Below are 24832 nucleotides of genomic sequence, written 5' to 3'. Positions count from 1 at the left end.
GCCCCTGGGTCTCACGGTGTGCCGGAGGGGTCGACGTCCTGTTCCGCCCAGATCGTCTTGCCGGTGGCGGTCGGGCGGGTGCCCCAGCGCTGGGTGAGCTGAGCGACCAGGAGCAGGCCTCGGCCGCCCTCGTCGTAGGTGCGGGCGCGGCGCATGTGCGGCGCGGTGCTGCTGGCGTCCGAGACCTCGCAGATGAGGCTTCTGTCGTGGATGAGACGGAGCTGGATGGGCGCCTCGGCGTACCGGATGGCGTTGGTGACCAGCTCGCTGACGACCAGCTCGGTGACGAAGGCCGCGTCGGTCAGACCCCAGAGGTCCAGTTGCCCGACGGCGTTCTTGCGGACCTCGGCGACGGCGGCGGGATCGGGCGCGACGTCCCAGACGGCGACCCGGGCGGAGTCCAGCGCCCGGGTGCGGGCGACGAGCAGGGCGACGTCGTCGATGGGCCGGTGCGGGAGCACGGCGCCGAGGACCGTGTCGCACACCGTGTCCAGGGAGGCCGCGGGGCGGGTGAGCGCCCGGCACAGCAGGGACAGACCGTCGTCGGCGTCACGATCACCGGATGTGGACGCGATCAGGCCGTCGGTGTACAGGACGAGCAGACTGCCCTCCGGCAGTTCGATCTCGGCCGACTCGAAGGGCAGCCCGCCGAGCCCGAGCGGCGGCCCGGTCGGCAGATCGAGCAGCTCTACGGTGCCGTCCGCGCCGGTGTCGCCGTCGGGGCTCACCACTACGGGGAGCGGGTGACCGGCCCGGGCGAGGGTGCAGCGGCGCGAGACGGGGTCGTACACGGCGTACAGACAGGTCGCTCCGACGTCCTCGCCGGCCAGCCGGACGACCAGGTCGTCGAGGTGGGTGAGCAGCTCGTCGGGCGGCAGATCGATGTCGGCGAGGGTGCGGACGGCGGTCCGCAGCCGCCCCATGGTCGCGGAGGCGTGGATGCCGTGGCCCACGACGTCCCCCACGACCAGCGCCACCCGCGCGCCGGACAGCGGGATCACGTCGAACCAGTCCCCGCCCACCCCGGCCCGGGCGCCGGCCGGGAGGTAGCGGGACGCGACCTCCACCGCGTCCTGCTCCGGCAGCCCCTGCGGCAGCAGACTGCGCTGCAGGGCGACCGCCGTGCCACGCTCGCGGGTGTAGCGCCGGGCGTTGTCGATGCAGACGGCCGCCCTGGCGGTCAGTTCCTCGGCCAGGACGAGATCGTCCTGCTGGAACGGCTCGGGGTGCCGGTGCCGGACGAAGACGGCGACGCCCAGGACGCTCCCGCGCGCGGTCAGGGGCACGGTCATCACCGAGTGGATGCCGAACTCGCGGATCCGGTCGGCCCGCAGCGGGTGCCGGGCGGCCCAGTCGACGATCGCGGGATCGGTCGTCCGGTGCAGCAGGGACCGCCCCGACCGCACACTCTCGGCCGGCGGCGCGCCCGCCGGATACTCCTCCGTCCCGCCCGGGACGACGGCCGCCTCGGGGATCCCGGGGAGTACGGACTGATGGGCGATGCGGCGCAGCACGAGGGAGCCGCCGCCCGCCCCGGTGTCCGGGTACGCCTCGTCTCCGCCGTCTCCGCTGTGTGCACCGTCTCCGCCGTCTCCGGCGTCGAGGGAGGCCAGCAGGTCGACGCTGACGAAGTCGGCGAGGTCGGGGACCGACACGTCCGCCAGTTCCTGTGCCGTCCGGGTCACGTCGAGGGTTCTGCCGATGCGCCGGCCGGCCTCGGCGATCAACTGGAGGCGCTTGCGGGCCCAGAACTGCTCGGTGATGTCCTGCGCGGACAGACAGACACCGCGGGTCCCGCCGGCGGAGTCCCGCAGCGGCGACAGGACGACCGACCAGGCGTGCTCGCGGGTGTCACCGGCGGTGCGCAGATAGTTCTCGCGGTAGTGCGTCCGGCCGCTCGCCAGCACCTGGAGCATGTCCTGCTCGGCGACCTCGCCCGCCTCGTCGTCCACGATCTCGGGCACGCGCAGCCCGCGCATGTCACGCTCGGTGAGCGCCATGGAGTGTTCCATGCCGGCGTTGGCCCGCCGCAGCCGCAGCCCGGTGTCGTACAGGGCCATCGCGCTGAACGGGGACTGGGTGAAGCTCCAGCCGACCAGGCCGTCGTCGGCGGGCACGGGTTCCCGCCCGGTCAGGGCGGAGAGCACCAGCCACTCCCCGCCGGGCTCACCCGACCCGCCGGGCCCGCCCGGCCCGCCGGACTCCGGTGCCGCGTGGTGGTGGGCCAGCACACGCGCCTCGACGCGGTGACCGTCCCGGTGCCGGAGGGCGAGTTCCCCGTGCCACCTCGGCAGCCCGGCGAACGGCGGGACCTCCGCCGCCGTGGGCTCCTCGGCGAGCAGAGCGGCGGCCGGCCGGCCCAGGATCTGCGCCGCCGCATGCCCCAGCAGCGCTTCCGCACCGGCGTTCCACCCGGTCACGGTGCCGTGCTCGTCGACGGTGACGCGCGCGGTGAGCGCCTCGTCGACGACGTCCCGGACGGAACCCGTCTCCTCCATGACCGCTCATCTCGCTCTCGTAGAGCTCTCCACCGCATCGAACGTGCCGATATACACCTGATATACCCATCTACCCGTTTTGAACATTATTCCGTCGCAGGGCTCGGGCGCACCAGCCGATGACGGCGGCGTTGACCAGCGCCCCGACCACGACGCCGACGACGAACATCGCGGGACTGTCCGGCAGTACGCCGACGACGAAACTGGCCGGGAGAGTGGCGAGCAGCGGGATGACGCCCGCCATGGACTCGCCCGAGTCGTCGACGACGCTCACGACGATCGACCACCCGAGCAGGGCGGTGCAGAGCGCGAGGTAGACGAGGGCGACGACATCGGTGAGGGCATGGCGCAGCCGGGTCAGCGGACGGGTCACGGGGGTGGGCTCCTCGGTCGCGGTGGTGAGAGTCGCTGTGGTCAGAGTCGCTGTGGTGAGAGTCGCGGGTGGTCGGTGTCGCGGGTGGTCGGAGTCGCGGTGGTCAGAGGTGGGTGCCGGGCGGGTTCGGGCGGGTGAGGCCGAGGTCGTAGGCGAGGATCGTCGCCTGGACCCGGTCGCGCAGCCCGAGCTTCCGCAGCAGGGCGTTGACGTGGGACTTCACGGTGCCGACGGTGATACCGAGGTGCTGGGCGATCTCCGCGTTGTTGAGTCCGGACGCGAGCAGGGCGAGGACGTTGCGCTGGCTGCCGGTGAGACCGTCCAGCTCGCGCGGACCGCCCACGGACGAGGTCGCGGGCCCCGGCCCGGACGCGTACCGGCCGATCAGCCGACGGGTCGCGGACGGCGCGAGGACGCTCTCGCCGGCGGCCACCACCCGGATGCCGTCCAGCAGTTCGGCGGGCCGGACGTCCTTGAGCAGGAACCCGGACGCGCCGGCCCGCAGCGCGTCGAAGACGTACGCGTCGAGGTCGAAGGTGGTCAGGACGAGCACCCGGGGCGCGTCCGGGCGGCCGGTGATGATGCGGGTGGCGGCGATGCCGTCCAGTTCGGGCATCCGTACGTCCATGAGGACGACGTCGGGGGCCAGTTCCGCGGCGAGACGCACCGCGGCGGCGCCGTCGGCGGCCTCGCCGACGACCGTCATGTCCTCCTCGGCGTCGATCACGGCGGCGAACCCCGCCCGGACGATCCCCTGGTCGTCGACGACCAGCACGCTGACGCTCATCGCTCCCTCTCCTCGCCCGCGAGGGGCAGCCGTAGGTGGACCGTGCCCGGCCGGCCCGTGGTCAGGGTGCCGCCGAGCGTCGCGGCCCGCGCCGCCAGCCGCTCCCGTACGGCCGGTTCGTCGGCGCGCGGCACGCCGGTCGCCGTGAGCGTCAACGTACCGTCGTGCGCGTCGAGTTCGAGCAGTGCGGGCTCGTCGCCGCCGGCCGCGAGCACCGTCTCGGCGGCGTGGTAGGCGGCCAGGTCCACGGCGGTGGGCAGTCGGTCGGGGACGCGGTCGGTGAGCCGTATCTCCACGTCGCGGCCGGTGGCCCGGCACTGCTGGGCCAGCAGGTCGAGGGCCTGGACGGTGGGCTGCGGCCGCAGTTCGGGCGGCCCCGACTCCCCCTCCCTGACGGTGTCGAGCAGCGCGCGCATCGCGGCCAGGGCCTCACGGGCGCGTTCGGCGACCGCGTCGAGCCGCCCCGCCTCCGCCTCCTCGACCATGTCGCCGGTACGCGCCAGCACGGTGCTCTCCAGCCCGGCGGCGATACGCCGACGCTCGGCCCACGCCTCCCGAACGGCCTCCTCGGTCCAGGCGACGAGACGTTCGTCCCGCGCCCCCCGAACCGCCAGCACGCGCCGCCCCCACCTGCCCCCACCCCACCAGGCCACCCCGGCCACAAGCCCCGCCCCGACCATCGAACCCACCCCGACTCCCCACCCGGGAACCCCCGTTCCCCGCCCCAGAACGGCAGCACTCACGGCCCCCGCGTGCACGACCACGGCGGCGCCCGCGAGGGCGGCACCCGGGCGGGTCGGCAGGGGCAGGCGCAACGGCTTCCCGGCAAGCGGACGGCTGCGGGCAGCGTTGCGGGGCGCATCGGCCGTCGCGCGGGACGTCACCGTCACCAAGGCCACGCACGTGGCGAGGATGCTCAGGGCCGGCGGCAGGAGGACCGGGCCGGTGTAGTCGGCCGTGGTCATCGCCGGGGGCCAGAGCAGGGCCAGGGCGAGCAGGGCGAACTGGGCGGTGCTGGGCGCTCGGCGCAGCCAGAGCAGGGCGACCGCCTGGGCCGCCGCCAGGAGGGCGAAAAGTACGCCGGCGGAGACCTGCGCGGCGCCGCTCTGCTGGATCTCCGGGCGGATGACGAGCGCCGGGAGCAGGGGTTGCAGGACGAGACCGACGGCGGCCGTCACCTGCGCGAGGCGGTAGCCGCGCGGGACGGAGCGCTCCGCCGGGGTGGCGCTCCGGCCGGGCAGGACGGCCCGTACCTCCCAGCCGCCGTCCGCCGTCGGACCGCTGGTCAGCGTGCCGCCCGCCTCCCGCGCCCGGGACCGCAGGAAGCCCTGGCCGCGCCCTCCGCCGAGGCCCGCGCCGTGCGCCGCCGCACCGGCCGGGGGTGCCGCGCTGGTGACGACGACCTCCGTACGGGCGTCGCCGTACCGGCACTCCACCCTCGTCTGCGCGCCGGGCGCGTGCCGGGCCACGTTGGTCAGCGCCTCGCGGACGATGCCGTACACCGCGTCCGCGACGGCCCCGTCCGACAGCGGGCTGCCCTCGACCTCGATCTCGACCTCGCCCTCGATCTCGTCGTCCACCTGCTGGTTCAGTCGGCGGAAGCCCGCGATCAGGCCCCTCAACCGGTCGTCCGGCGACGGCAGTTGCTCGCGCGAGGGCGCCGGTGCCCGTACCGCGCCGAGCGCCCGGGTGACCTCGCGGCCGGTATCGACCGCGAACTCCAGCGCCTCGGCGGCGAGTTCGGGACGACGGTCGCGCAGTCCGAGCGCCGCCCCCGCCGTGACCACCACGGCCGTCAGATGATGGGCGCTGACGTCGTGCAACTCCCGTTCCATACGCCGCCGTTCGGCTGCCGGGAGCCGATGGCGTTCGGTCTCGGCCCGGTTCAGCAGCCGTTCGGAGGCCCGGCGCGCACGACGGGCGCGCCGTACCCGGATGCCCGCGCCGGACGCGGCGACGTACAACAGGGCCGTCAGGACGAGGTCGAGGCCGTCGCGGTCGCCCAGCCCGTGCAGGCCGATGCCCTGGAGGGACTGCCAGGCGGCCAGCGCCGTCACGCACAGCACGGCCGTGAAGGTGTCGCGTTCGGTCGCCACGGTGAACAGGGCCAGCGCGACCCCCGCGGTCCCGAGCACCGCCACCGCCCCGGCGGGCAGCGGCCCCGCCCCCAGCGCGCAGGCGGCGACGACCACGACGAGGGCGGCCACCGGACGGGTCCGGCGCAGCACGAGCGCGGCCGTCACCGGCCCGGCGACCAGGGCCGCCACGAGCAGCGCGGACGCGGGCGGGACGGCACCGCGCACCAGTTCCGCGCCGGGCCACAGCAGGGCCTGGGCGCAGAGCAGCAGGACCGGGAGCAGCCGGTCGTCATCGGTTCGGTTCATGGCGGATCCAGGCTATGACCGCAGGTGAGCGGCCCGACTCCGGCTGAAGGCGGATTCGGGTCTCTTACCTGGGTTGCAGACGCTCCACCTGCGGTTAGACCCGGCAATCGTCCCGCAGCGCGAGGACGGCGCAGGTCCCTCGCCCCTAGCGTTCAACGTGTTCAAAGCGTCCAGCTCATCGCACTCATCTCGCACTCGTCACACTCACCGAACTCGTCCAGGGGGATCTCCCATGTCCATGCCCATGTCCAAGCGCGCTCTCGTGTCCTCGCTCATCGGTGTCGCCGTCGTCGGCGCGGTGGCCGCCGGCGGCATCGCCGTGGCCTCGGCTTCGTCCTCGACATCGACCTCGTCCCCGGCCGCCACGAAGGTGACCGTGGCGAACAGTTCCGCCCGCTACGTCGCCCCGTCCGGCACCGCCGCCGGCTCGATCACCTTCACCGCCGACGTGAGTGACGACTCCGGTGTCCGTGGCCTCAAGGTCCTTGCCTGGCCCGCGAGTTCGAAGCTGGACCCGACCGAGGCGGAGCTCCGGGACGTGGACGACGCGCAGTGCCGCAGCACCTCGGCGGCCTCGGCGACCTCGGCCGCCTCGTCCACCGCGACGACGTCCCGCTGCACCTACACCCTGAACGTCACGAAGGAGGAGGCCGCCGAACTGGCCCCGGGCACCTGGCACGTCTCGGTGCTGGCGACGGCCAAGGACGGCGACACGAAGTTCGTGCCCCGCGCCGCCGCCTTCGACGTAACACGCTGAGATTTTCTTCTCTCCGCGCGATGAATATTCCCGGAACGGGAAGTCACGCAGAATTATTTTTCCCGCCCGCCCGATCACGGCATGCTACTGTCGACCTCAGTTGCAGTTGTGGTTGCCTAGAGGTTTTCCGACGGGTTGATCACCATCCCGAAGGAGATACATCATGGCCACCGGTACCGTGAAGTGGTTCAACGCGGAAAAGGGCTTCGGCTTCATCGAGCAGGACGGCGGCGGCCCCGACGTCTTCGCCCACTACTCGAACATCGCCGCCCAGGGCTTCCGCGAGCTCCAGGAAGGCCAGAAGGTGTCGTTCGACATCGCGCAGGGCCAGAAGGGCCCGACGGCCGAGAACATCGTCCCCGCCTGATCACCGGCGCTGACGCATACTTTCGCAGCTGGGGCCCGCACCTTGGGGTGCGGGCCCCGGCTCGCTTCGTTTTCAGGCGATTTCACGCCCGTCTCGACCCCGGCCTTCACCTCGGCCCGCACACCGGTTTTCACCCCGTTTCCGGCTCGTTCTCGCGATTCTCTGCGCCGTTCTTCCAGCTGCGGAATTCCTTGTCACGCGCCCGCAACAAGGAAGGTTCTGCATGAATCATGCACGAAAAACCCGCACATACGACCGCTTCGCAGGATCGTCAGGATCGAGCGGCAGCAGCCGTTTCGGCTCTCAGCGCCGCTCCGCAGGTCACGGACGCCGGCCCGCCGCACTCCAGGGTGAATTCGCGCCGCCGAAGACCATCACCCCCGCACTGCCCGCCGTCGAGGCGTTCGCCGAACTCGCCCTGCCCGCCCCGCTGCTGGCCGCGCTCGGCCACGAGGGCGTGACCGTCCCGTTCCCCATCCAGGCGGCGACCCTGCCGAACTCCCTGGCCGGCCGTGACGTACTCGGCCGCGGCCGCACCGGCTCGGGCAAGACCCTCGCCTTCGGCCTCGCCGTGCTGGCCCGGCTGGAAGGCCGGCGTGCCGAACCCCGCCAGCCGCTCGCCCTCATCCTCGTCCCGACCCGCGAGCTCGCCCAGCAGGTCACCGACGCGCTCACCCCGTACGCCCGCTCGCTGCGGCTGCGCCTCGCGACCGTCGTCGGCGGTATGTCGCTCGGCCGGCAGGCCGGTGCGCTGCGCGCCGGGGCCGAGGTCGTCGTCGCGACACCGGGCCGGCTGAAGGACCTCATCGACCGCGGCGACTGCCGCCTGGGCGACGTCGCCATCACGGTCCTCGACGAGGCCGACCAGATGGCCGACATGGGTTTCATGCCCCAGGTCACCGAACTCCTCGACCAGGTACGCCCCGACGGCCAGCGGATGCTGTTCTCCGCCACCCTCGACCGCAACGTCGACCTGCTCGTCCGCCGCTACCTCAGCGACCCGGTGGTGCACTCCGTCGACCCGTCCGCGGGCGCGGTCACCACGATGGAGCACCACGTGCTCCACGTGCACGACGCCGACAAGCACCGCACGACCACCGAGATCGCGGCGCGCGACGGCCGGGTGCTCATGTTCCTCGACACCAAGCACGCGGTGGACCGGCTGACCGAGCACCTGCTCAGCAGCGGTGTCCGCGCGGCGGCCCTGCACGGCGGCAAGTCCCAGCCGCAACGCACCCGCACCCTCGCCCAGTTCAAGAGCGGCCATGTGACGGTGCTGGTGGCGACCAACGTCGCCGCGCGCGGCATCCACGTCGACAACCTCGACCTCGTCGTCAACGTCGACCCGCCCAGCGACCACAAGGACTACCTGCACCGCGGCGGCCGTACCGCCCGCGCCGGCGAGTCCGGCAGCGTGGTCACCCTGGTGACCCCCGCCCAACGACGCGGCATGAGCCGCCTGATGGCCACCGCCGGCATCTCCCCGCAGGTCACCCCGGTCCGTTCGGGCGAGGCGGAACTGAGCCGCATCACCGGCGCCCAGGCCCCGTCCGGCGTCCCGGTCGTCATCACCGCACCGGCCGCCGAGAAGCGTCCGCGGCGCGCGGGAAGTCCGTCCGCGTCCCGAGGCGGCCGCGGCCGTGGCGGACAGGGCGGCCGGTCCTCGGCGGAGGCGGGCTGGCGACGGACAACGTCGCGGCAGCGCCCGGCGGTGGACCCGGCGGCCTGAGGCCCAAGGCCGACGGCCCGAGCCCCTGCTGACAGGCAAAGGCGCGCCAACTCCCCCCTCTCACCTCTCGGCAGGAGCTATTTCTTGACACCGGTTCGGATGCTGCAACCGCGGGTCCTCGACGACATGACCATCGAGGTGGCGCTCTCTCTCATGGACGGCGCCCGAGTCGAGTACCTGCTCCTGTGCGACGGCGACGACCAGACCACGGGCGCAGTCACCCGGACCCGGCTCACCGCCTTCCGGGACAGCTCCGCATACACGGACCGAGCCCGCCTCCGAGACGTCCTCCCCCTTCTCCACCCAGCTCACTGACCCGACTCGCTCTCTCCCCACCCCAGTCCCCCGTTACCCTCTCCTCCCTGGGAGGCATCATGCGCTGTGTCATCGCCCGTTACCCGTTCGACTTGACCAGGAACGGGGTGCTGGACTCGATGAAGGGCATCACGCCCGAACTCGTCACCGGCGAATCCGTGACCATCGGCCGCCGCCGCTACCCCGTGAAGCAGGTCGGCGAGATCCTCACCCGGCAGGACCGCCGCGACTTCACCAGCGGCGAGGTCGTCCGGGCCATGACCCGCCTCGGCTTCACCTGCCACGACCACCCCGAAGCGGCGCCCCAGTACGTCCTCACCCCGCTCCAGACCGCGTCGGAACTGCTCGGAAGCCCCGGCTCCCAGGACGCATAAGCCCACGGAAATGTGACACTTCCATCTCCACCTGTCACATTTCCCGGCCCCCAGGACGCGGACGGGCGCGGAGCGGCGCACAAAGCCCGTAACGACGCTCGACCGCGCCCGACCGCTCCCGACAACACCCGGCAACGCTCGACACAATCACGACTTCGCGGAGTCGTACTCCTCGCGGGCCTGCTGGATCGCCGTCATCCGCCGCTCCACCCACTGCGCGACACTCCGGACCTGGTCGGCCGCCTCGCGGCCCAGGTCCGTGAGGGAGTAGTCGACGCGGGGCGGAATCACGGGCTTGGCGTCGCGGTGGACGAGGCCGTCGCGCTCCAGGGTCTGCAAGGTCTGCGTCAGCATCTTCTCGCTGACCTTGCCGATCTTCCGGCGCAGCTCGCCGAACCGGTACGAACGGTCCCGCAGCGCGATCAGGACCAGGGTGCCCCAACGGCTGGTGACATGCTCCATCACCAGTCGATGGGGACACATCCCGTCACCGGCGTCGGCATTCCGCACCCGGTCCACGAGAGACGCCTCACCCACCTCCGCACCCATGCCCTCACCTTACGTCCGACGGCTCAGCCGGCCCGCGACGGCGTCTGCCCGCTGCCGTCGACGACGCCCCGACTGATGATGGCGCTGGTCCGGCCGGTCAGGGAACGAGGATGATCTTGCCGACGGCGGTGCGGCCGGAGGACTCCGCCAACTCCATGGCCTCGGCGACCTCGGCCAGCGGGAAACGGGCGGCGATCATCGCAGTGAGCCGGCCGTCGCGCAGCAGGTCGAAGACCTGGGCGAGGTCGGTGCGCATCCGGGCCCGGAACGCCTCGCGCTTGGCCGAGTCCGGCTTGCCGGCGCCCGCCCAGACATCGTAGAAGCTCGCGTGCCTGCGGGTGGGCAGGTAGTTCCAGAACGCCAGCTTGGCGAGCAACGGCAGGAAGTCGAGCAGCACGGGCCTGGTGTCGTCGAGCGCTGCCGCGATGCTGTACGAGACCAGCGTGCCGGTGCGGTTGAGCAGGCGGTAGGACAGGGTGACGCTGGCGCCGCCGAGGTGGTCGAACACGGCGTCCACGCCGTCGGGGGCGAGTGCGCGGACGCGGGCGGTCAGGTCGGGGTCCCGGTAGTCGATCGGCTCCACGCCCAGGGTGCGCAGCGCTTCGTGGTGGCGCGGGTGGGCGGTGCCGATCACGCGGGCGCCCACGTGCCGGGCGAGCTGCGCCAGGACGGTGCCCACGCCGCCGCTGACTCCCGTGACGAGGATGGTCTGCCCCGCCCGTACCTTCGCGCTGCGGTGGAGCATCTGGTACGCGGTCAGCCCGTTGACGATCAGCGTCTCCGCGTCGTCGGCGGCGATCCCGTCGGGCACCTCCACCAGGTCGGCGGCGGTCAGCAGGACGGCGGTGGCCCAGCCGCCGGTCTTGGTCAGCGAGGCCACCCGTCGGCCGACGAGCGCACGGTCCACGCCGGGGCCGACGGCCTCGACGACGCCGACGAGGTCGTAGCCCGGCACGAACGGGAACGCGGGCTGGCCGTGGTAGCGGCCCCGGCGCATCGCACCCTCGGCGAAGGACACGGCGGTCGACTCGACGCGCACCAGGGCCTGGCCGGCGGCGGGAGTCGGCAGGGCGCGCTGGACGAGCCGCAGGCCGGACGGCGCGACCTTGCCCGGCAGCACCACCTCGGTAACGGTCACGGTGGCCTCGTCGGTGGCGTTCGTCTCGGTCATGGTCGGACCCCTTCAGGATTCTGCGACTTCCGCGACGTTCGCAACTTCCCGTCGCTCTGTTAGTGGTCGTAACTATGAACCTGTCCGTCATGATGCGTCAAGTCATAACGGTGATGCGTTAATCTTCGTAACACGATGTTCAGACCGTCAGCATCCGCATGGTCCGTTACGATGTGACGGTGACCAACGAAACGCGGACGGTGAGCAGGCGTGAGCGGCTACGGGCCCAGACGCTTCAGGAGATCGAGGACACGTCGTTCGCGATCATCGACGCGGACGGCGTGCAGGCGTTGTCGGTCGCGGCGCTGGCCCGGAGCATGGCGATGTCCGCGCCGGCGGTCTACCGCTACTTCCCGTCGCGGGACGCGCTGGTGGCGCACCTGGCGACCCTGTCCTACCAGCAGCTCGCGGCGGCGATGAGCCAGGCCGTGGAGGGCGGCAGGAGGGCGCCGCGCACGCGGGTACGGCTGGTGGTCACCGCGTACCGCGACTGGGCGCTGCGGTACCGGCGGCGCTACGGCATGCTGTTCGGCGAACGGGCCGGCGACCTGCCCGGCGGTCCATCCGACGGCGGCCCATCCGGCGGCGGTCCATCCGACGGCGGCCTGCCCGGCGAGGTCACCGGGCAGGCGGGGCAGAGCGGGCAGACCGCGCAAGCCGCGCAGACTCCGCTCGATCAGGCGATGGCACTGCTCATGGACCTGCTGGTGGCCGTCCAGGGCACCGCGTCGGCCGACAGCACCAGCGGCGACCGCACACTGGACGGGCAACTGCTGCGGCTGCGGGCCCGCTCGCAGGAGCGGCCGGACGTCGCACCGGGCGTGGCCCACGCCGCCATCCTGATCTGGACGCGGGTCCACGGGATCGTGAGCCTCGAACTCACCGGCGCGTTCGACAACCACACGATCAACGCGCGGCGACTGATCGACCTGGAGATCGACAACGCCGTCCGGTCCCTGAGGCCATCCGGTTCCTGAGGCCGCTCACAGCGTGACCTGCTTGCCCCCCAACGTCACGACGAGACGGCCGTCCGAGGCGAAGGACCAGCCCAGCGCGCCCGAGTACGACGCGCAGCGGGAGGCGTTGGCACCGGTCCAGAACTGGTTGGTGGTGTCGGCGTCGCCGATGGTCTTGTCGTTGGAGCCGCTCACGCCGAACCGGCACGAGGTGTTGCTGCGGAAGACCGAAGTCCCCGCGTCCCACGAGTAGTTGCGGGTGGCGTTGTCGATGCTCAGGTTGTTCGAGACGGCCATGGAGCCCGGGTTGCTGTTGTACGTGAACCCGTGCTTGCCGTTGTGGAAGGCGATGCTGCGCCGCACGACGTGGTTGACGGCGATGTCGTCGCCGCCGAGCTTGTAGCCGTTGCGGTCGCCGTTGGAGTTCACGGTGCCGTCGGAGAGGGTGCCGTTGGTGTAGGAGAGCGAGTCCTCGATGGTGACCGGGCCGATCGCGCCCGTGTCGGTCTTGGTGTAGAGGTCCCAGCCGTCGTCGATGTTGTTGTGGGAGACGGCGTAGCGGAAGACGTTCCCGGTGCCGGTGGTGAGTTTCGCGGCGAAACCGTCGGCGTCCTCGCCGTCGGAGTCGGCGTTGTCGTGCGACTCGGCGGAGAGGACGAGGTTGTCGGACGGCCACTGGGCGGCGGGGGTGCTGGAGGCGATCCGGCCGAGCTGGAGCCCGGTGTCGCGGTTGTAGCGGGTGATCGTGCGCTCGATGACGTTGTCGCTGCCGCCGACGTAGATCCCGTTGTCACCGGCGCGTTCGACGACGAGGCCGTAGACATGCCAGTACGAACCGAAGAGCTGGAGCCCCCGGTTCGACGAACTCTCGCTCTGCGCCGAGAAGTTGAGGACGGGGGTCTCGCCGGGATAGGCGGACAGGGTGGTCCGGGCGGCCGAAGTCCCGTTGCTGGTCTGCGGAATCGTGACCGTCGAGGCGTACGCGTACGTCCCGCCGCGCAGGTAGATCGTGCCGCCCGCGGTGACCCGGCTGATCGCCGAGGTGAGGGTGGTCGGCGCGGACTGGGTGCCGGCCGCGCCGTCCGTGCCGCTCGGCGAGACGTAGATCGCGCCGGTGGCGGGGGGTGTGGTGCTGTCGGTGGTGGTGGCCTCGATGTGGTCGACGTTGGGCAGGCCGGCCGCGGTGGTGGGGTTGAGGCGGACGGTGTTGCTGCCGGCGTTCAACGTCACGGTGAGCGTCTTGGTGGCCCAGGTCGACCAGGCGCCCGTGGCCTCGAAGGACGGCGTCTGCACCGTCGTACCGTTGACGACGAGCGAGGCGGGGCGCGCGGCGGTGGCGCCGTTGGCGAAGCGGACGTTCAGCGTCGCCGCGCCGGCGGTGGCCGCGTTCACGGTGAACTGGACGGAGCCGCTGGTCGCGTTGGCGCCGTTGCAGAATCCGGTGCCGGAGTAGCCGGTCCAGTCGGAGTCGAGGGTGCCGGTGCAGACGGCCGGGGCGGTCTCGGCCTCGTAGCGGGTGATCGTGGCGGCGGCGGCCTGTGCCGGGGGCGTGATGGCCTGTGCGGGCGTGGGGGCGGCCTGTGCCGGGGCGGTGGCGGACAGAGTGACGAGGGTGCCTGCCAGTAGGCCGGTGCATGCCATGGCGTGTCTCAGATGACGCATCGTGATCTCTCCATCTCCAGGACGGTGCGGGACGTCTGCCAGAGGTGCGGAAAGCGCTTTCCCCCGGAAGCTAGGGGCGTCGCCCGGAGCACGTCAATAGACGCGTACTTGATTTCTGTTCATGTAGATGGACGAAGCCTTGGGCGGACGTCGCATGCGCTCCATCCCCTCAAGGGATTCGTGCAGGAGCACCACACAGACTTCACACAAGCTTTCGAACGAGTCGTTAGCGTTGCCCGCCATCAGCCCCTCGCGTAGGAAGACCGCAGATGGACTACTGCTCCACGTGTCGCCGGCATCTCAACGGCGCCCTGGTGTGCCCTGGATGCGGCGCCTACGCGCCTGACATCGCTCCGGTCATCCCGCTGATCACCACCACCCGCTACGAGGCCGAGCCCGCCCCGGTCGTCGCCCCGTTCACGGCGATCGCTTTGGGCAGCGCTCCGGGCATTGCTCCGTCCACCACTTCGGACGTCGCTCCGGTCGAGGACGTGGCGCCCGTGCCGCTTCCGATGCCGGAAGGGCGGGCGGCGCGGCGGCGGCAGTTGGCCCGGTGGAAGAAGAACCAGCGCCGAGCCGTGGTCGCGACGGCCGTCGCACTCGTCGGAGGCGGGCTGACCGTCTCCGTGCTGCACGGCCAGGGCGGCGACCGGACGCAGGCGGCCACCGCGCCCGAGCTGCCGACCACGCCGGGCGGCGAGGAACCGGCGTCGGAGTACATCCGCCCGACGGTGACCGGGTCCGGCACGCACCGGTCCGCGCCGGGCCACACCACCCCGTCGCAGTCACCGGCGAACACCCACCCGGACACCGTGGCCTCTTCCCCGACGCCGCCCACGTCCCCGTCGACGGCGCCATCGACCCCCGGCCAGCGAGCCGACACCTCGCCCTACGCCGGGACGGTGACCACTCCCACGGACCCGACGGGCACGACCGGTACGACGGGCACCACCGGCACGACCGAGCAGCAGTCACCCGCCCCGGACCCCACCGCGAGCGACGGCACGGCGTCCGGGTCGGGGTCGAACTCGGGGTCGGAGTCAGGGACGCCGTCGTCGACGTCCCCGACGAGCCCCCCGTCCGAGGAGGCGACCTCGCCGTCAGGACTCTGCGTGCTGGGCCTGCTCTGCATCAGCTGACCCGGGATACCTCGCTCGCCTCCGCCGCTGCCCCGGACACCCCAGGTGTCCGGGGCGGCGGCGTCCGTACCGGATCTCCGCGTCGGGCATGGCTTCCTTCCCTTGTTCAGTTGTTCAGTTGTTCAGCGGAACTTATCGAGGCGACTGTTAGTTTCTACGTTGCTGTAGATGACCCGAACCGACCTTCTGGAGTTCTCATGGCCCTGTGGGACCGCATCAAGGAGTCCGCGTCGACGATGCAGACCCAGCTCGAGGCGAAGAAGAACGACCTCAAGAGCGGTGCCTTCCGCGATGCGAGCATGGCGATGTGCGCCCTGGTCGCGGCGGCGGACGGCACCATCGACCCCGCCGAGCGGCGTCGCGTGGCGCAGTTGATCGCCGGCAACGAGGTGCTGCAGAACTTCGACGCCACGGATCTTCGGCCATGGGGACCAGCGGTACAGCCGTTGGCGCTAAGCCTTGATTGCGGCTCTCAGCTGCGGCTCTCGGCGTTCGGATGAGGCTGGGACTGAAGCCGTTCGCGGAGGTCGATCTCCTCGGCGGTGAGCGGGTCCTCGGGCCGGCGGATGCGAACGGGCCTGGGTCGCAGCGGCAGGTGGTCGTCCGTCGCGGCTTCCTCGGCTTCGGCGAGTGCCCGGTAGAGCGAGGCGACCGAGGGGTGCTTGCCCGCGTTCTTCCCGGTCTTGATGGTCAGCTTCTTCGCGATCTCGGGGACGGGGACACCTTTGTTCTTGAGGGCGACGGCAAAGGTGAGCATGTCGTCGTCGATGACCTTCGGGCGTCCACCATGGTTGCCCTTGGCTGCCGCGGTGACCTGGCCTTCTAGGGTTTTCTCCCGGATGTAGTTGCGCTCGATCTGTCCGGCGACGGCGAGCACGGCGAAGAACATGGCGCCCATGCCGTTGGGGTCGTAGATCCCGGTGAGCGGTCCGGTGAGAAGTTCGAGCTGGATGCCGCCGGCCTGGAGGTCGGCGGACAGCGTCATCAGCTCGGCGGCGTTCCTGGCCAGGCGCTTGAGCTCGTGCACCGTGAGGATGACGGGCGTCTCGGGGGCGGCCTCCTTGAACTGGTGGGCCAGCGCGAGCGCCTTCTCCAGTTCGGGCCGCACCTTCACCCGGGTGCTGATCTGCTCCTTGAAGACCTTGTGGCACTCGGCACGGTGAAGGGCTTCGAGCTGGCTCGCCAGCTCCTGCCGCGCGGTCGACGTCCTGGCGTTAGCTCTGCAGTTTCAGTGTGTCTCGTGGGGGTGAAGTTCCTTCCCACGTACGAGTGATAGCTCTTGCTCTGTCTCGTGTCTCACTCCAGGTTCGTCATGTGATCCTGCACTACTTCAGTTCTGCCGGGTGGGAAGAGTGGGGCCTGTACGGGCGGCCCGTCATCCGGGAGGCCATGCCCGTCCTCATCGATGAGGACCTCTGCTTCGAGGACGCCGCGGGGCTTCGGTCGACGGTGGTGATGAACCTGTGGCTCCGGGAGTTACCGGTCAGCGGGGCGCCGTCGCCGAGGTCGTGGCGTACGTACGCCCAGGCTCTCAAGGGCTGGGCGGAGTTCCTCGCCACCCGCCGAATCTCCGTCTTCGCCGAACGGCAGCGGCTTCGGGACGGGCTGTCGATGTACGCCGAGTACCGGCTGGCCGGGCCGCTGGAGGCGAGGCTGAGCCCGGCAAGCTGGAATCTGGCGGTCAAGACCCTCTCGTCCTTCTACCAGTGGGCGGCGGCCGAGGGGCATGCGCCGACGGTCCCGTTCTCCTACGTGCGGCAGTCGATGACCCGCCCGGACGGTGCACGCGTGGAGGTGGCCAGGAATCTGGCGACGGTGCGTACGGGCAACGCGCACGCGACGCGGAAGTACCTGGAGAAGCCGTACGCGGACTTGCTGATGCACGCCCTGGCGGGCAACGACCCGGCGGGCGAGAGGGACGTCTCGTTCCGGGGGCGGGAGACGGGCCGCAACGCGGCCGTGATCGGCCTGGCGCTGTCCACTGGGCTGCGGTCACAGGAGTTCACACATCTGACGGTCTACGAGGTGCCGCCGCTGCCGCGCCGCCGCACGGCGGTGCCGGTGCCGCTGGTGCTGGCTCCGCCGACGGCGAAGGGCAGAAAGGGCCGGTCGACGTGGATCGGTTACGAGGACCTGGCCCGGGTCCACGACTACATCGGCTGGGAGCGGGCCGCGGCGGCGGAGGGCTCGCGCTGGCGGCCCCGTGACCCGCTATTTGTCGACGCCCCGACTCACGACGGCGCGCTGATCAACGGAATGCGACGGCGCTGGCACAGCCTCACCCCGGCCGAGCGGCTGCGGCTGGTGGCGCCCGGCGGGGGCAGCGCGCTGCTGGCGGTGCAGTCCGGCGGGAGGCCATTCGTCGACTGGGCGACCGTTCTGCGCCGGACCGCGCAGCGGATCCGGGACCGCTTTGAGCCGTCCTTCCCGCATGTCCATCCCCATGTCACCAGGCACACCTTCGCGATGGCCACCTTGGAGCGGCTGGTACGCGGCTACTACCAGCAGGCCGCCCAGCTCGTCGTGGACACGGGCGGCGACGACGCCTTGGCGCTCTATCTGACCAAGGCCGATCCGCTGCTGGTGCTGCGTGATTTGTTGGGGCATACCAGTGCCGCCACCACTCAGGCGTATCTGCATCTGCTCGACACCCAGCGGATCTACCGGGACGCCTACGCGACCGCCGGCGGAGCCTTGGCCGTGGATACCGACGCGGTCGCCGAGTTCGAGGGCGAGGTCTGATGCCGGCCGAGATCCAGCAGCCCCTGGCGGTGCTGTTCACGCTGCCGGACGGCGTCATCCACCACGGCGTCCTGCACGATCTGCCGAACCAGCAGCTGGCCGCGGACCTGGCCGTGGGGCTGGTGGCAGCCACGCATCCGCACGGGCCGGTCCGCACTCGCTCGGTGGCCAGGCAGTACATGACGACGATGCGCCGGATGGCGCGCGACTTCGATGCCTTGGGGGTCACGGGCGGTCTTGCCGATCTGACCCCGGCCACGCTGGTCCAATACTGGCTGACCTGCGACTACCACCGCGAACGACGCATCCGCGTGGTGCTGAACGCCTTCCAAGAGACCGCCGGAGGACTGGACCCGGGCATCTGCCGTCACCTGGTCGGGCGGCGGATCAACAAGGTGGAGAAAAGCCGACCCAACCGGCCCTACAGCGACGGTGAATGGCGGCAGCTGGAAGCCTCCCGCACCAATCAGATCGCGGCGGCCCGCCGCACACACCGTCAGGCGCTGGAGGCAGCCGGCCGGGGCGCCGATCCGTCCGTCCACGGCGTCACCTTCGACAACCTCGCCTGGCTCTGGCTCCACGCGGGCCCCGCGGAGGCGAGAAAGGCCGTCGAGCGGTTCAGCAGAGGCGCCGGTGTTGACCGGGCCCAGTGCGCGACGGTCGAAGCCGCGCTGTTCCCGGCCTCGGAGACGGCGTTCGCCTACCTCACGCTGTTCGCGATGCGCACGGGCATCGTCCCTGACGGCATCGACGCCCTGAGACTCGACAACATCACCCGGACTTCGGCGAACACGGTCCTGCTCTCCTACCGCAAGGGCCGCACCGGGGACGAGGCGCTCAACCTGCCCCGTGATGCCGTGCGGCTGCTGGACCGCTGGCTGGAGCACTCGGCCCAACTACGTGAGCACGCCGGGGATTTGGCTGGTCGTCTATGGATCTATGTGGGCCATGACGGACTCGGAAGAGGGCAGGGCAGGATCTTCGACCGCCCCCGCGGCCAGCGCCAGCGCCGGGCCTGGATGGAGTCCTCGGGCGTGCTCGGCGACGACGGGCAGCTCCTTTCGGTGCACGGCGGCCGGGTCAGGGCCACCTACCACCACCGGCGCGACCGCACGACCTGGACCGGCCGCACGACGATCGACCCCAACCACAGCGCCCGCGTCGAGGGAGATCACTACCTCAGCTCTCACACCCCGGCCCAGCTGGACGCTCTGGAGGGCGTCATCGAGCAGGCCCAGGGCGATGTGCGCCGCAAGGCCGCCCCGCCGGTCGTGATCAATGGTGAGGACGCTGCCGCGTTCGTCGCGGACTTCCCGCGCCTGGTCGAGGACGCCGGTCTGGACGCGGCGGCCATTAAGGCCCTGCTCTCCGGTGAGCAGGACATGTTCGTCGCCGCGTGCGCCAGCCCGCTCAACGGCCCGCACGCCCCGGCGGGAACCTTGTGTCCGGCCCGGCCCTGGGTGTGTCTGCTGTGTCCGCTCGCCGCGTTCGCGCCCCGTCACCTGCCCAACCTGCTCAGGCTCAAGGAGTACTTCTCCCGGCAGGCCCAGCAGATGACCACCGCGCAGTTCCTGCGGATCTTCGGTCCGTACACGGCCCGCCTGGACGAGGACATCCTGCCCCGGTTCGGCCCGGCCGCCATCGAGGCCGCCACCCGGCAAAGCGCCGAGACTGCCGCCTTCTTGCCGCTGCACCTGGAGGAACAGCCCCAGTGACCACCGCCCATGCCGCTTCCCCGGCCCTGGCCGGGCTGCGCCCCTTCCATGGTCTGCCGGTCGTCGAGACCGCCGGCCTGCGACGCGAGCCCGGCAGCCCCCGGCCCGTATTCGACCAGGACGTCTGGGACCTGACCGGCCTCGCCGACGCCCCGGTGGTGATGACCGCACACCGCAAGATCCTGGACTTCACCGCCATCACCAACCCCCGCTGGCGGCAGGTCGCCCGCGAATACCTGATGGCGCGGATGGCCCCGCTCCATCCGGACGTGGCCATCCTGCCGCAGGCGTTCCGGTTCCCGCTGAACCCGAACTCGCTCTGGTCCGAGCTCAGGCACCTGGCCCTGTGGTTCAACCACCTCACCTCGGTCGGCATCACAACTCTGTCGCAGGTCTGTCAGCGCCACTGCGACGTCTATCTCGCGGCTGCCTCGCGCAGTGCCACCAACCCTGACCGGCTGCTGTCGCCCGCGACCACGGTCGCCAGGATTCGTATTCCACAGTTCCTCAGCCTCTACGCGGAGATCCTCAGCGACTGCTACCAGACCGGTTTCAGCCCGTGGCCGGGCCGCAGCGCGGACGAGGTCACCGGATACGTACGTAGTGACGAGAACCGGGTGCTGCCGGTCCCGGACACCCTGCTGCGGCCACTGCTGGCGAACTGTCTGTACTTGCTGGAGACGATCGGCCCGCTGTTGGCGGCCGAGGCGGCCGAGGCCCGCGCCGCCGACGAACATGAGATCGCCTCGCGGCGGGGCCTGCTGATCAGGGAGATCGACGGTCTGCGTGAGGCGATCGAGCGACGGCGAAAAACCAGAACGTCCGCACCACGGGCCACGAAGTCGACGGTCACCCAGCGCCTGAAGAATGGATGGTCCCCCAGCGACCCGCTTCTGCACATGTCGTGGCACCCCCTCGTAGTCGAGGCCGCAGGGGCCATGGGGCACCGCAGAGACCTGGAGACCCTCCGCCCCGAACTGGAACAGTGGGTGAGTGAGTGCGGCCTTGAGCAGCCCTGGTGCCGCAATGCGGCACAGGTGCCCCGGCACGATGACGGCACACCAGTGCCCTGGACTCTGCCGATGGCCCGGCACCAACTGGACGCCACGGTTCATGCCGTCACCTCAGCGGCCTACTTCCTCACCTCCGCGCTTTCCGGGATGCGTGCCTCGGAGCTGGTGGAACTGACGAGCGGCTGCCGCCAACAGGAAAAGCGGCCCGGAGGCGCCGCCCGCTACCGCCTGGTTTCCCGCCGCATCAAGAGCGAGGCGTTCGGCGGGACCGAGGACGCTTGGGTGATCACCGAGGACGTGCACCGGGCCATCGCCACCGCCGAAGCCCTCACCGGTGCCGCCCCGGGTGAGCGGCTGTTCGCCAAGGCGTCCAACAACAGCAACAGCCGCTACACGGCCCTGCGTTCCTGGGTGAACGGCGAATATGGACTGCGGCTCGGCCTGGATCCCATCCCCGACGGCCCGGTCAATCCCAGAGCCCTGCGGCGCACGCTCGCGATGACCATCGCACAGCGCCCTCACGGTCTGATGGCCGTGAAACTGCACCTCAAGCATGTCAGCGTCGCCACAGCCGAGGGCTATGCCGCCCGCCCCGGCGGACACCAGGCCGCCTTCGCAGCCGAAGTCGCCGCCGAGGAAGAAGCCGAACACCTGCGGCTGACCGTCGCCGCCTACGAGGACTACCAGCGCGGCATACTGCCCAGCGGCCAAGGCGCCCGCGACCTCATCGCCGCCTTCAAGGCCGTCGACCAGGCCCTGGAGCGGCACGACGCCGGTCCGGTCACCGTGATCGACGACCGGCGCGTCGAGCGTGTCTTGAAAGTGAAGGCGAAAACCCTGCATGTCGGCGTCGGTAACTACTGCTGGTTCTCCGACCCGGGCAAGGCGTTGTGCCTGAAACTCGCCGGCACCCCGAACGCCGCCGAGCCCCTGATGGGGTTGTGCGACTCGGCCCGCTGCCCGCAGGCCACCCACCACCCCCAGCACCGGCAGATCTGGGCCGACCACGTGGAGAACACCCAGTCCGTCTTCCTGGGCAACCCCAGACTCTCCAAGCCCGAACGGGCCCGAGCCCAAGCGGCGTTCGACCGCGCCGCCCGCATCGTCGCCGAGATTGACACCGCCGAACATGCTGACGAGGAACCCGTTCATGACGCATGACCACCAAGCGGAGGCCGAGACCAGGATCCGGAGCGCGATGCAACAACTCCTCGCCGGCTCCGTCCCCGATGGCCTGAAGTGTGACGTCAAGAGCCTTTGCACCCTCGCGGGAGTGCCGCGGGCGACGCTCTACCGCACCTACCCGCACCTGAAAGCCGAGTTCGACCGTCAGCGGACCGCCGCCCAGGAAGCCGGACAGCACCCCGACCCACGACTGGCACAGATCGAACGGCTCAAGGCCGAAGTCGCGACGCTGCGCGAACGTCTCAGCAGGAAGAACACGGAGCTCGACGCCTTGAAAGAGTTCCAGGTCACGGCCTTGTCCCGCCTCGCAGCCCAGCACAACGAGATCATCAGACTGCGGATGGATTTGGAGTCCACCCCGCAGGCCGAGGTCCGGGTGTTCCCGACCCGATAACCCGTGGGCAGCGGGATGAACGTGTTGCGTGACAGCCGCCCCGCCGCCGGCTGACCGCCGCTACGGTGACACCCGGTATCACATGGGCGAGGAGAGAGCGTGGACGCAGGAGTCGCAACCGCAGTTGCCGGTGCCGTCATCAGCGCGGGAGCGGCTGGGATCGCGGTATGGCAGACCCGGATCGCGAAGCGGCAAGCGCAGCTCGCCGAGGATTCCGCTGCCTCGGCGCAGCGCCAGGCAACTGCGGCCGAGGAACAGGTGGAGATCATGCGGAGGCAGCTGGCCGGAGAGGAAGCCGATCGCGTCGAGGCACGCCGTCCGCACTTCAAGGTCGAGCTGGGGCACGTGAGCTGGGAGGACGTGAACTTCCCTCGGGGCGAGCTGGTCATCAAACAGGACGATGGTGTCGCGCTGAGCAGCGTCGTGGTCACCCCGTCCGGCAGCTACGTTCTCGGGCTGCGAGGTGAGCGCACCCATGGCGAGTGCGACGAGGGGTACGCCCGGGTGCAGAGCCTCGATCTCGGCAGTATGTCGGACGGCGCGGACGCCAAGTTCTACATCGACTTGGAGTACCGGCACGTCACACCCCTACGGGTCGAGCTGGAGCTGAAGTGCTCGGCGCGCGAAGGGGGGCACATATGGACGGAGCACCTGGTCACAACGCTCGACCGTCGCCCCGATCCGCCACGGACGCTCGGCCCGCCTGAACGAAGGCGGCTTGGACGCAGTGGCTGAACTGTGGGGATCTATCCCGGTGGCTGTGGTTCTCTGACCGTGGCACAGAGTCCGGGGCCGGTGAAGGATGGTGGACTGTGAGCGGCGAGCCGATCTGGGACGAGTGGGCGCATCGGGTCTATCTGACCTGGCTCGCGAAAGAAATCCGATACGCGCAGGTGGCACTGACCGAGGTATACGCGCAGGCGAGCCTGACACCACCGCCTCCGGGGACCTGGATCTCGCTGGAGACCTTCCTCATGTTCACCGCCAAGGTCTCCAAGATGCTATTGCCCCTCGTGACCGACAAACCGAGGACGAACAAAGGGCAGACTCAAGAAGGCTGGGAGTGGCGCCAAAAACGGGGCAGCTACTTGCGTGACCTGCTCGACATCGATGACACATCACCCGTCCTGGACCGGAAGGTTCGAGACGCCAGCGAGCATTTCGACGAGCGCCTGGACGAGTGGGTGGCCCATCAGCCTCGTCCCAGTGCCGACCAAATGGAGACAGGCGACCTGCCGGCCTTCCCCTCGGTGCCGATGCGACAAGTTGATCAGGAATCGTGGGTCGTCGAGGTCGCCGGAGAGAAACTCGACCTGAAGGTCATTCAGATCGAGCTACGACGGATTCTGGCTCGGGCGAGTGAGTTGGAGCCGCTGGTCACCGTGGAGGATCCCGGCCTGGCAACACTGCTGGCCGGACTTCCACCGTTCCCGCCGGAACTTCGGCTGGATGCGCCGACCCGTCGTCCAGGCGAGGACGTGCGCACCGCGATCGACCAACAGACCGCCGCAGCACGCCAGGAAGAGTTCGACGAGACGATCGTCGCGCGGGGTGCTGATGCTCTCTCTCCTGTTCAAAAGGAGGATGAGAAAGGACCAAACGCGCCCAAAGGCGAATGAGACACGGCCCCTGACCGGAGGACCGACATCACCAGACGAGTGATCCGATCAAGAGCGGGACACTCTCTCGCGGACACGTCTCATGCCCGGCTATCTGGCGTACCCGATCCGCACCGGCCGCTCGGTGCGCGGGGCGGGCACGACGGCGAGCGCCGGGCCCTGCTTCCACGCGCGGCCCGGGTGGCGGTCCGCGGGGACAGGAATCTCCAGTTCCTCGCGAAGTGCAGGGACCAGGACAAAACGGGGGGTGTGGTACTTCGCGGCGGTCTTCCCGCCTCGGGTGCGGCAGGCGCTGCCGGCGGGCGCGTCACAGTTCGGGCAGTCGTGCCGCTCTACCGCAAGCGCTGCCTGATCGGTGTCAATGTCCGAAGTCGCCTGCACAGGTGACCAGCGCGTTCGTAGTCGAGTGCACGGGAAGTTCGGACGAGCGCGACCGTCGCCGACCTCAGCCGACGCGCGTGCAGAGGACTTCGGACATCAGTGCAGACGACTACGGAACCTGACAGACGGCCCGGAGGACCTGCCAGACCAGGGTGCAGAACCCGGCGAGGGCGCCGACGGCCACGGACCAGGCGACCGTAGCGTCCACGGTCGGTTTACCGGTCGAGGTGTCCGCCACCATCTGCCCTCCTGCGTGGGCGGGTTGGGAACGGCCCAGGTGATGCCCCACGCGGCGAGGACGGCCAGGACGATCGTCACGCCTTCCCCGGTGTCGAGGACGCCGTCCTGCACCCACGCTTAGAGGGGGTTGCCGGGGCAGTCGGTGGCGTAGCCGTCGCGGATCGCATGGAGTGTCGCGTCCGTCGGTTTGGTCAGCCGGGAGGAGCTGGGGAGAGCGGCGATCGCGTAGTGAGGGTGGTTCAGGTCTTGGCTCCCGTACGGCGGTTGATGCCCCGCCGTCCTCCGAGCCTTTCCAGCCAAAGTCTGAGGTCCCTCTGAGGTTTTCCCGCTCTGGCGTGCCCAATAATCACAGGCAGGCGGAAACGGCGTGTGCATGCCAGCCGGGGAGGTGTCGTCAAGGCGCTGCGGTGGTGTGCGCTTGTCCTTCTGTCCGTGAGCAAGTGATCGGCTTCATCGAAACGGGGACCCATGAGATACGTGTT

Annotated in this window: 22 protein-coding genes and 2 pseudogenes; 14 read left to right on the top strand and 10 right to left on the bottom strand. The window is 70.4% G+C overall.

What is annotated here, in order from left to right; translation table 11 throughout:
- Positions 1 to 11: 11 nt before the first annotated feature.
- From OG352_RS22905 to OG352_RS22890, 4 genes are all read right to left on the bottom strand, one after another.
- On the bottom strand, positions 12 to 2498 hold the full coding sequence (locus tag OG352_RS22905; RefSeq protein ID WP_329219387.1) for an ATP-binding SpoIIE family protein phosphatase: 2487 nt from the start codon (positions 2496 to 2498) through the stop codon (positions 12 to 14).
- A 70-nt stretch (positions 2499 to 2568) separates the two neighbouring features.
- A complete protein-coding gene (locus OG352_RS22900) occupies positions 2569 to 2871 on the bottom strand; it encodes an SCO4225 family membrane protein (protein ID WP_329219386.1) in 303 nt (100 codons plus the stop codon).
- 103 nt (positions 2872 to 2974) lie between these two features.
- Complete coding sequence (locus OG352_RS22895) at positions 2975 to 3658, bottom strand: response regulator transcription factor (protein WP_329219385.1); 684 nt, start codon at positions 3656 to 3658, stop codon at positions 2975 to 2977.
- Positions 3655 to 6042, bottom strand: a complete 2388-nt coding sequence (locus OG352_RS22890; protein WP_329219382.1) for a sensor histidine kinase — start codon at positions 6040 to 6042, stop codon at positions 3655 to 3657. The genes OG352_RS22895 and OG352_RS22890 overlap by 4 nt, the downstream gene beginning before the upstream one ends.
- A gap of 244 nt (positions 6043 to 6286) precedes the next feature.
- On the opposite strand from OG352_RS22890, the gene OG352_RS22885 reads away from it, so the two are divergent.
- The 5 genes from OG352_RS22885 to OG352_RS22865 all read left to right on the top strand — a co-directional run bounded on the left by OG352_RS22885 (position 6287) and on the right by OG352_RS22865 (position 9584).
- Positions 6287 to 6799: a DUF5707 domain-containing protein gene (locus tag OG352_RS22885; RefSeq protein WP_329223927.1), complete on the top strand. Its 513-nt coding sequence runs from the start codon at positions 6287 to 6289 to the stop codon at positions 6797 to 6799.
- Between the two features lie 163 nt (positions 6800 to 6962).
- Complete coding sequence (locus OG352_RS22880) at positions 6963 to 7166, top strand: cold-shock protein (RefSeq protein WP_030939356.1); 204 nt, start codon at positions 6963 to 6965, stop codon at positions 7164 to 7166.
- A 223-nt stretch (positions 7167 to 7389) separates the two neighbouring features.
- On the top strand, positions 7390 to 8895 hold the full coding sequence (locus tag OG352_RS22875; RefSeq protein WP_329219381.1) for a DEAD/DEAH box helicase: 1506 nt from the start codon (positions 7390 to 7392) through the stop codon (positions 8893 to 8895).
- A 99-nt stretch (positions 8896 to 8994) separates the two neighbouring features.
- Complete coding sequence (locus tag OG352_RS22870) at positions 8995 to 9210, top strand: CBS domain-containing protein (RefSeq protein ID WP_329219379.1); 216 nt, start codon at positions 8995 to 8997, stop codon at positions 9208 to 9210.
- Between the two features lie 59 nt (positions 9211 to 9269).
- On the top strand, positions 9270 to 9584 hold the full coding sequence (locus OG352_RS22865) for an SCO5918 family protein (protein ID WP_329219378.1): 315 nt from the start codon (positions 9270 to 9272) through the stop codon (positions 9582 to 9584).
- Positions 9585 to 9731: 147 nt separating this feature from the next.
- Here the strand turns inward: OG352_RS22865 and OG352_RS22860 are convergent, their stop codons facing one another.
- Both OG352_RS22860 and OG352_RS22855 read right to left on the bottom strand, forming a co-directional pair.
- Positions 9732 to 10133, bottom strand: a complete 402-nt coding sequence (locus tag OG352_RS22860; RefSeq protein ID WP_329219377.1) for a winged helix-turn-helix transcriptional regulator — start codon at positions 10131 to 10133, stop codon at positions 9732 to 9734.
- Between the two features lie 97 nt (positions 10134 to 10230).
- Positions 10231 to 11304, bottom strand: coding sequence for a medium chain dehydrogenase/reductase family protein (locus OG352_RS22855; RefSeq protein ID WP_329219376.1), 1074 nt, complete (start codon positions 11302 to 11304; stop codon positions 10231 to 10233).
- Positions 11305 to 11483: 179 nt separating this feature from the next.
- Between OG352_RS22855 and OG352_RS22850 the strand changes: the two genes are divergently transcribed.
- Positions 11484 to 12281, top strand: a complete 798-nt coding sequence (locus OG352_RS22850; RefSeq protein ID WP_329219375.1) for a TetR/AcrR family transcriptional regulator — start codon at positions 11484 to 11486, stop codon at positions 12279 to 12281.
- Between the two features lie 6 nt (positions 12282 to 12287).
- Here OG352_RS22850 and OG352_RS22845 read toward each other — a convergent pair whose 3' ends face one another.
- A complete protein-coding gene (locus OG352_RS22845; protein ID WP_329219373.1) occupies positions 12288 to 13922 on the bottom strand; it encodes a CBM35 domain-containing protein in 1635 nt (544 codons plus the stop codon).
- Between the two features lie 269 nt (positions 13923 to 14191).
- On the opposite strand from OG352_RS22845, the gene OG352_RS22840 reads away from it, so the two are divergent.
- Positions 14192 to 15061, top strand: a complete 870-nt coding sequence (locus OG352_RS22840) for an SCO2400 family protein (protein WP_329219372.1) — start codon at positions 14192 to 14194, stop codon at positions 15059 to 15061.
- 197 nt (positions 15062 to 15258) lie between these two features.
- A pseudogene (locus tag OG352_RS22835) lies at positions 15259 to 15483 on the top strand (TerB family tellurite resistance protein); the annotation flags it as partial.
- Positions 15484 to 15533: 50 nt separating this feature from the next.
- Here OG352_RS22835 and OG352_RS22830 read toward each other — a convergent pair.
- Positions 15534 to 16262, bottom strand: a pseudogene (locus OG352_RS22830) (recombinase family protein); the annotation flags it as partial.
- Positions 16263 to 16450: 188 nt separating this feature from the next.
- Between OG352_RS22830 and OG352_RS22825 the strand changes: the two are divergent.
- The 6 genes from OG352_RS22825 to OG352_RS22800 all read left to right on the top strand — a co-directional run bounded on the left by OG352_RS22825 (position 16451) and on the right by OG352_RS22800 (position 23729).
- Complete coding sequence (locus OG352_RS22825) at positions 16451 to 17803, top strand: tyrosine-type recombinase/integrase (protein WP_329219370.1); 1353 nt, start codon at positions 16451 to 16453, stop codon at positions 17801 to 17803.
- Positions 17803 to 19518 (top strand): hypothetical protein, encoded by a 1716-nt coding sequence (locus OG352_RS22820; protein ID WP_329219368.1) that lies wholly within the window; start codon positions 17803 to 17805, stop codon positions 19516 to 19518. The genes OG352_RS22825 and OG352_RS22820 overlap by 1 nt, the downstream gene beginning before the upstream one ends.
- Positions 19515 to 21692: an integrase gene (locus tag OG352_RS22815; protein ID WP_329219366.1), complete on the top strand. Its 2178-nt coding sequence runs from the start codon at positions 19515 to 19517 to the stop codon at positions 21690 to 21692. Before OG352_RS22820 ends, OG352_RS22815 begins: the two co-directional genes overlap by 4 nt.
- Positions 21682 to 22110, top strand: a complete 429-nt coding sequence (locus OG352_RS22810; protein WP_329219364.1) for a hypothetical protein — start codon at positions 21682 to 21684, stop codon at positions 22108 to 22110. The genes OG352_RS22815 and OG352_RS22810 overlap by 11 nt, the downstream gene beginning before the upstream one ends.
- 99 nt (positions 22111 to 22209) lie before the next feature.
- Entirely contained in the window at positions 22210 to 22845 is a 636-nt protein-coding gene (locus OG352_RS22805; protein ID WP_329219362.1) for a hypothetical protein, read from the top strand.
- 77 nt (positions 22846 to 22922) lie between these two features.
- Positions 22923 to 23729, top strand: a complete 807-nt coding sequence (locus OG352_RS22800; RefSeq protein ID WP_329219360.1) for a hypothetical protein — start codon at positions 22923 to 22925, stop codon at positions 23727 to 23729.
- Between the two features lie 90 nt (positions 23730 to 23819).
- Here the strand turns inward: OG352_RS22800 and OG352_RS40035 are convergent, their stop codons facing one another.
- Together OG352_RS40035 and OG352_RS22795 are read right to left on the bottom strand one after the other, a co-directional pair.
- Positions 23820 to 24110, bottom strand: coding sequence for a zinc finger domain-containing protein (locus OG352_RS40035; protein WP_443072319.1), 291 nt, complete (start codon positions 24108 to 24110; stop codon positions 23820 to 23822).
- Between the two features lie 109 nt (positions 24111 to 24219).
- A complete protein-coding gene (locus OG352_RS22795; protein WP_329219358.1) occupies positions 24220 to 24351 on the bottom strand; it encodes a hypothetical protein in 132 nt (43 codons plus the stop codon).
- Between the last annotated feature and the right edge of the window lie 481 nt (positions 24352 to 24832).

The sequence above is a fragment of the Streptomyces sp. NBC_01485 genome (assembly GCF_036227125.1).
Taxonomy (GTDB): domain Bacteria; phylum Actinomycetota; class Actinomycetes; order Streptomycetales; family Streptomycetaceae; genus Streptomyces.
Note: the sequence above shows the minus strand (reverse complement) of the source record. Positions and strands in the feature narration are given on the sequence as shown.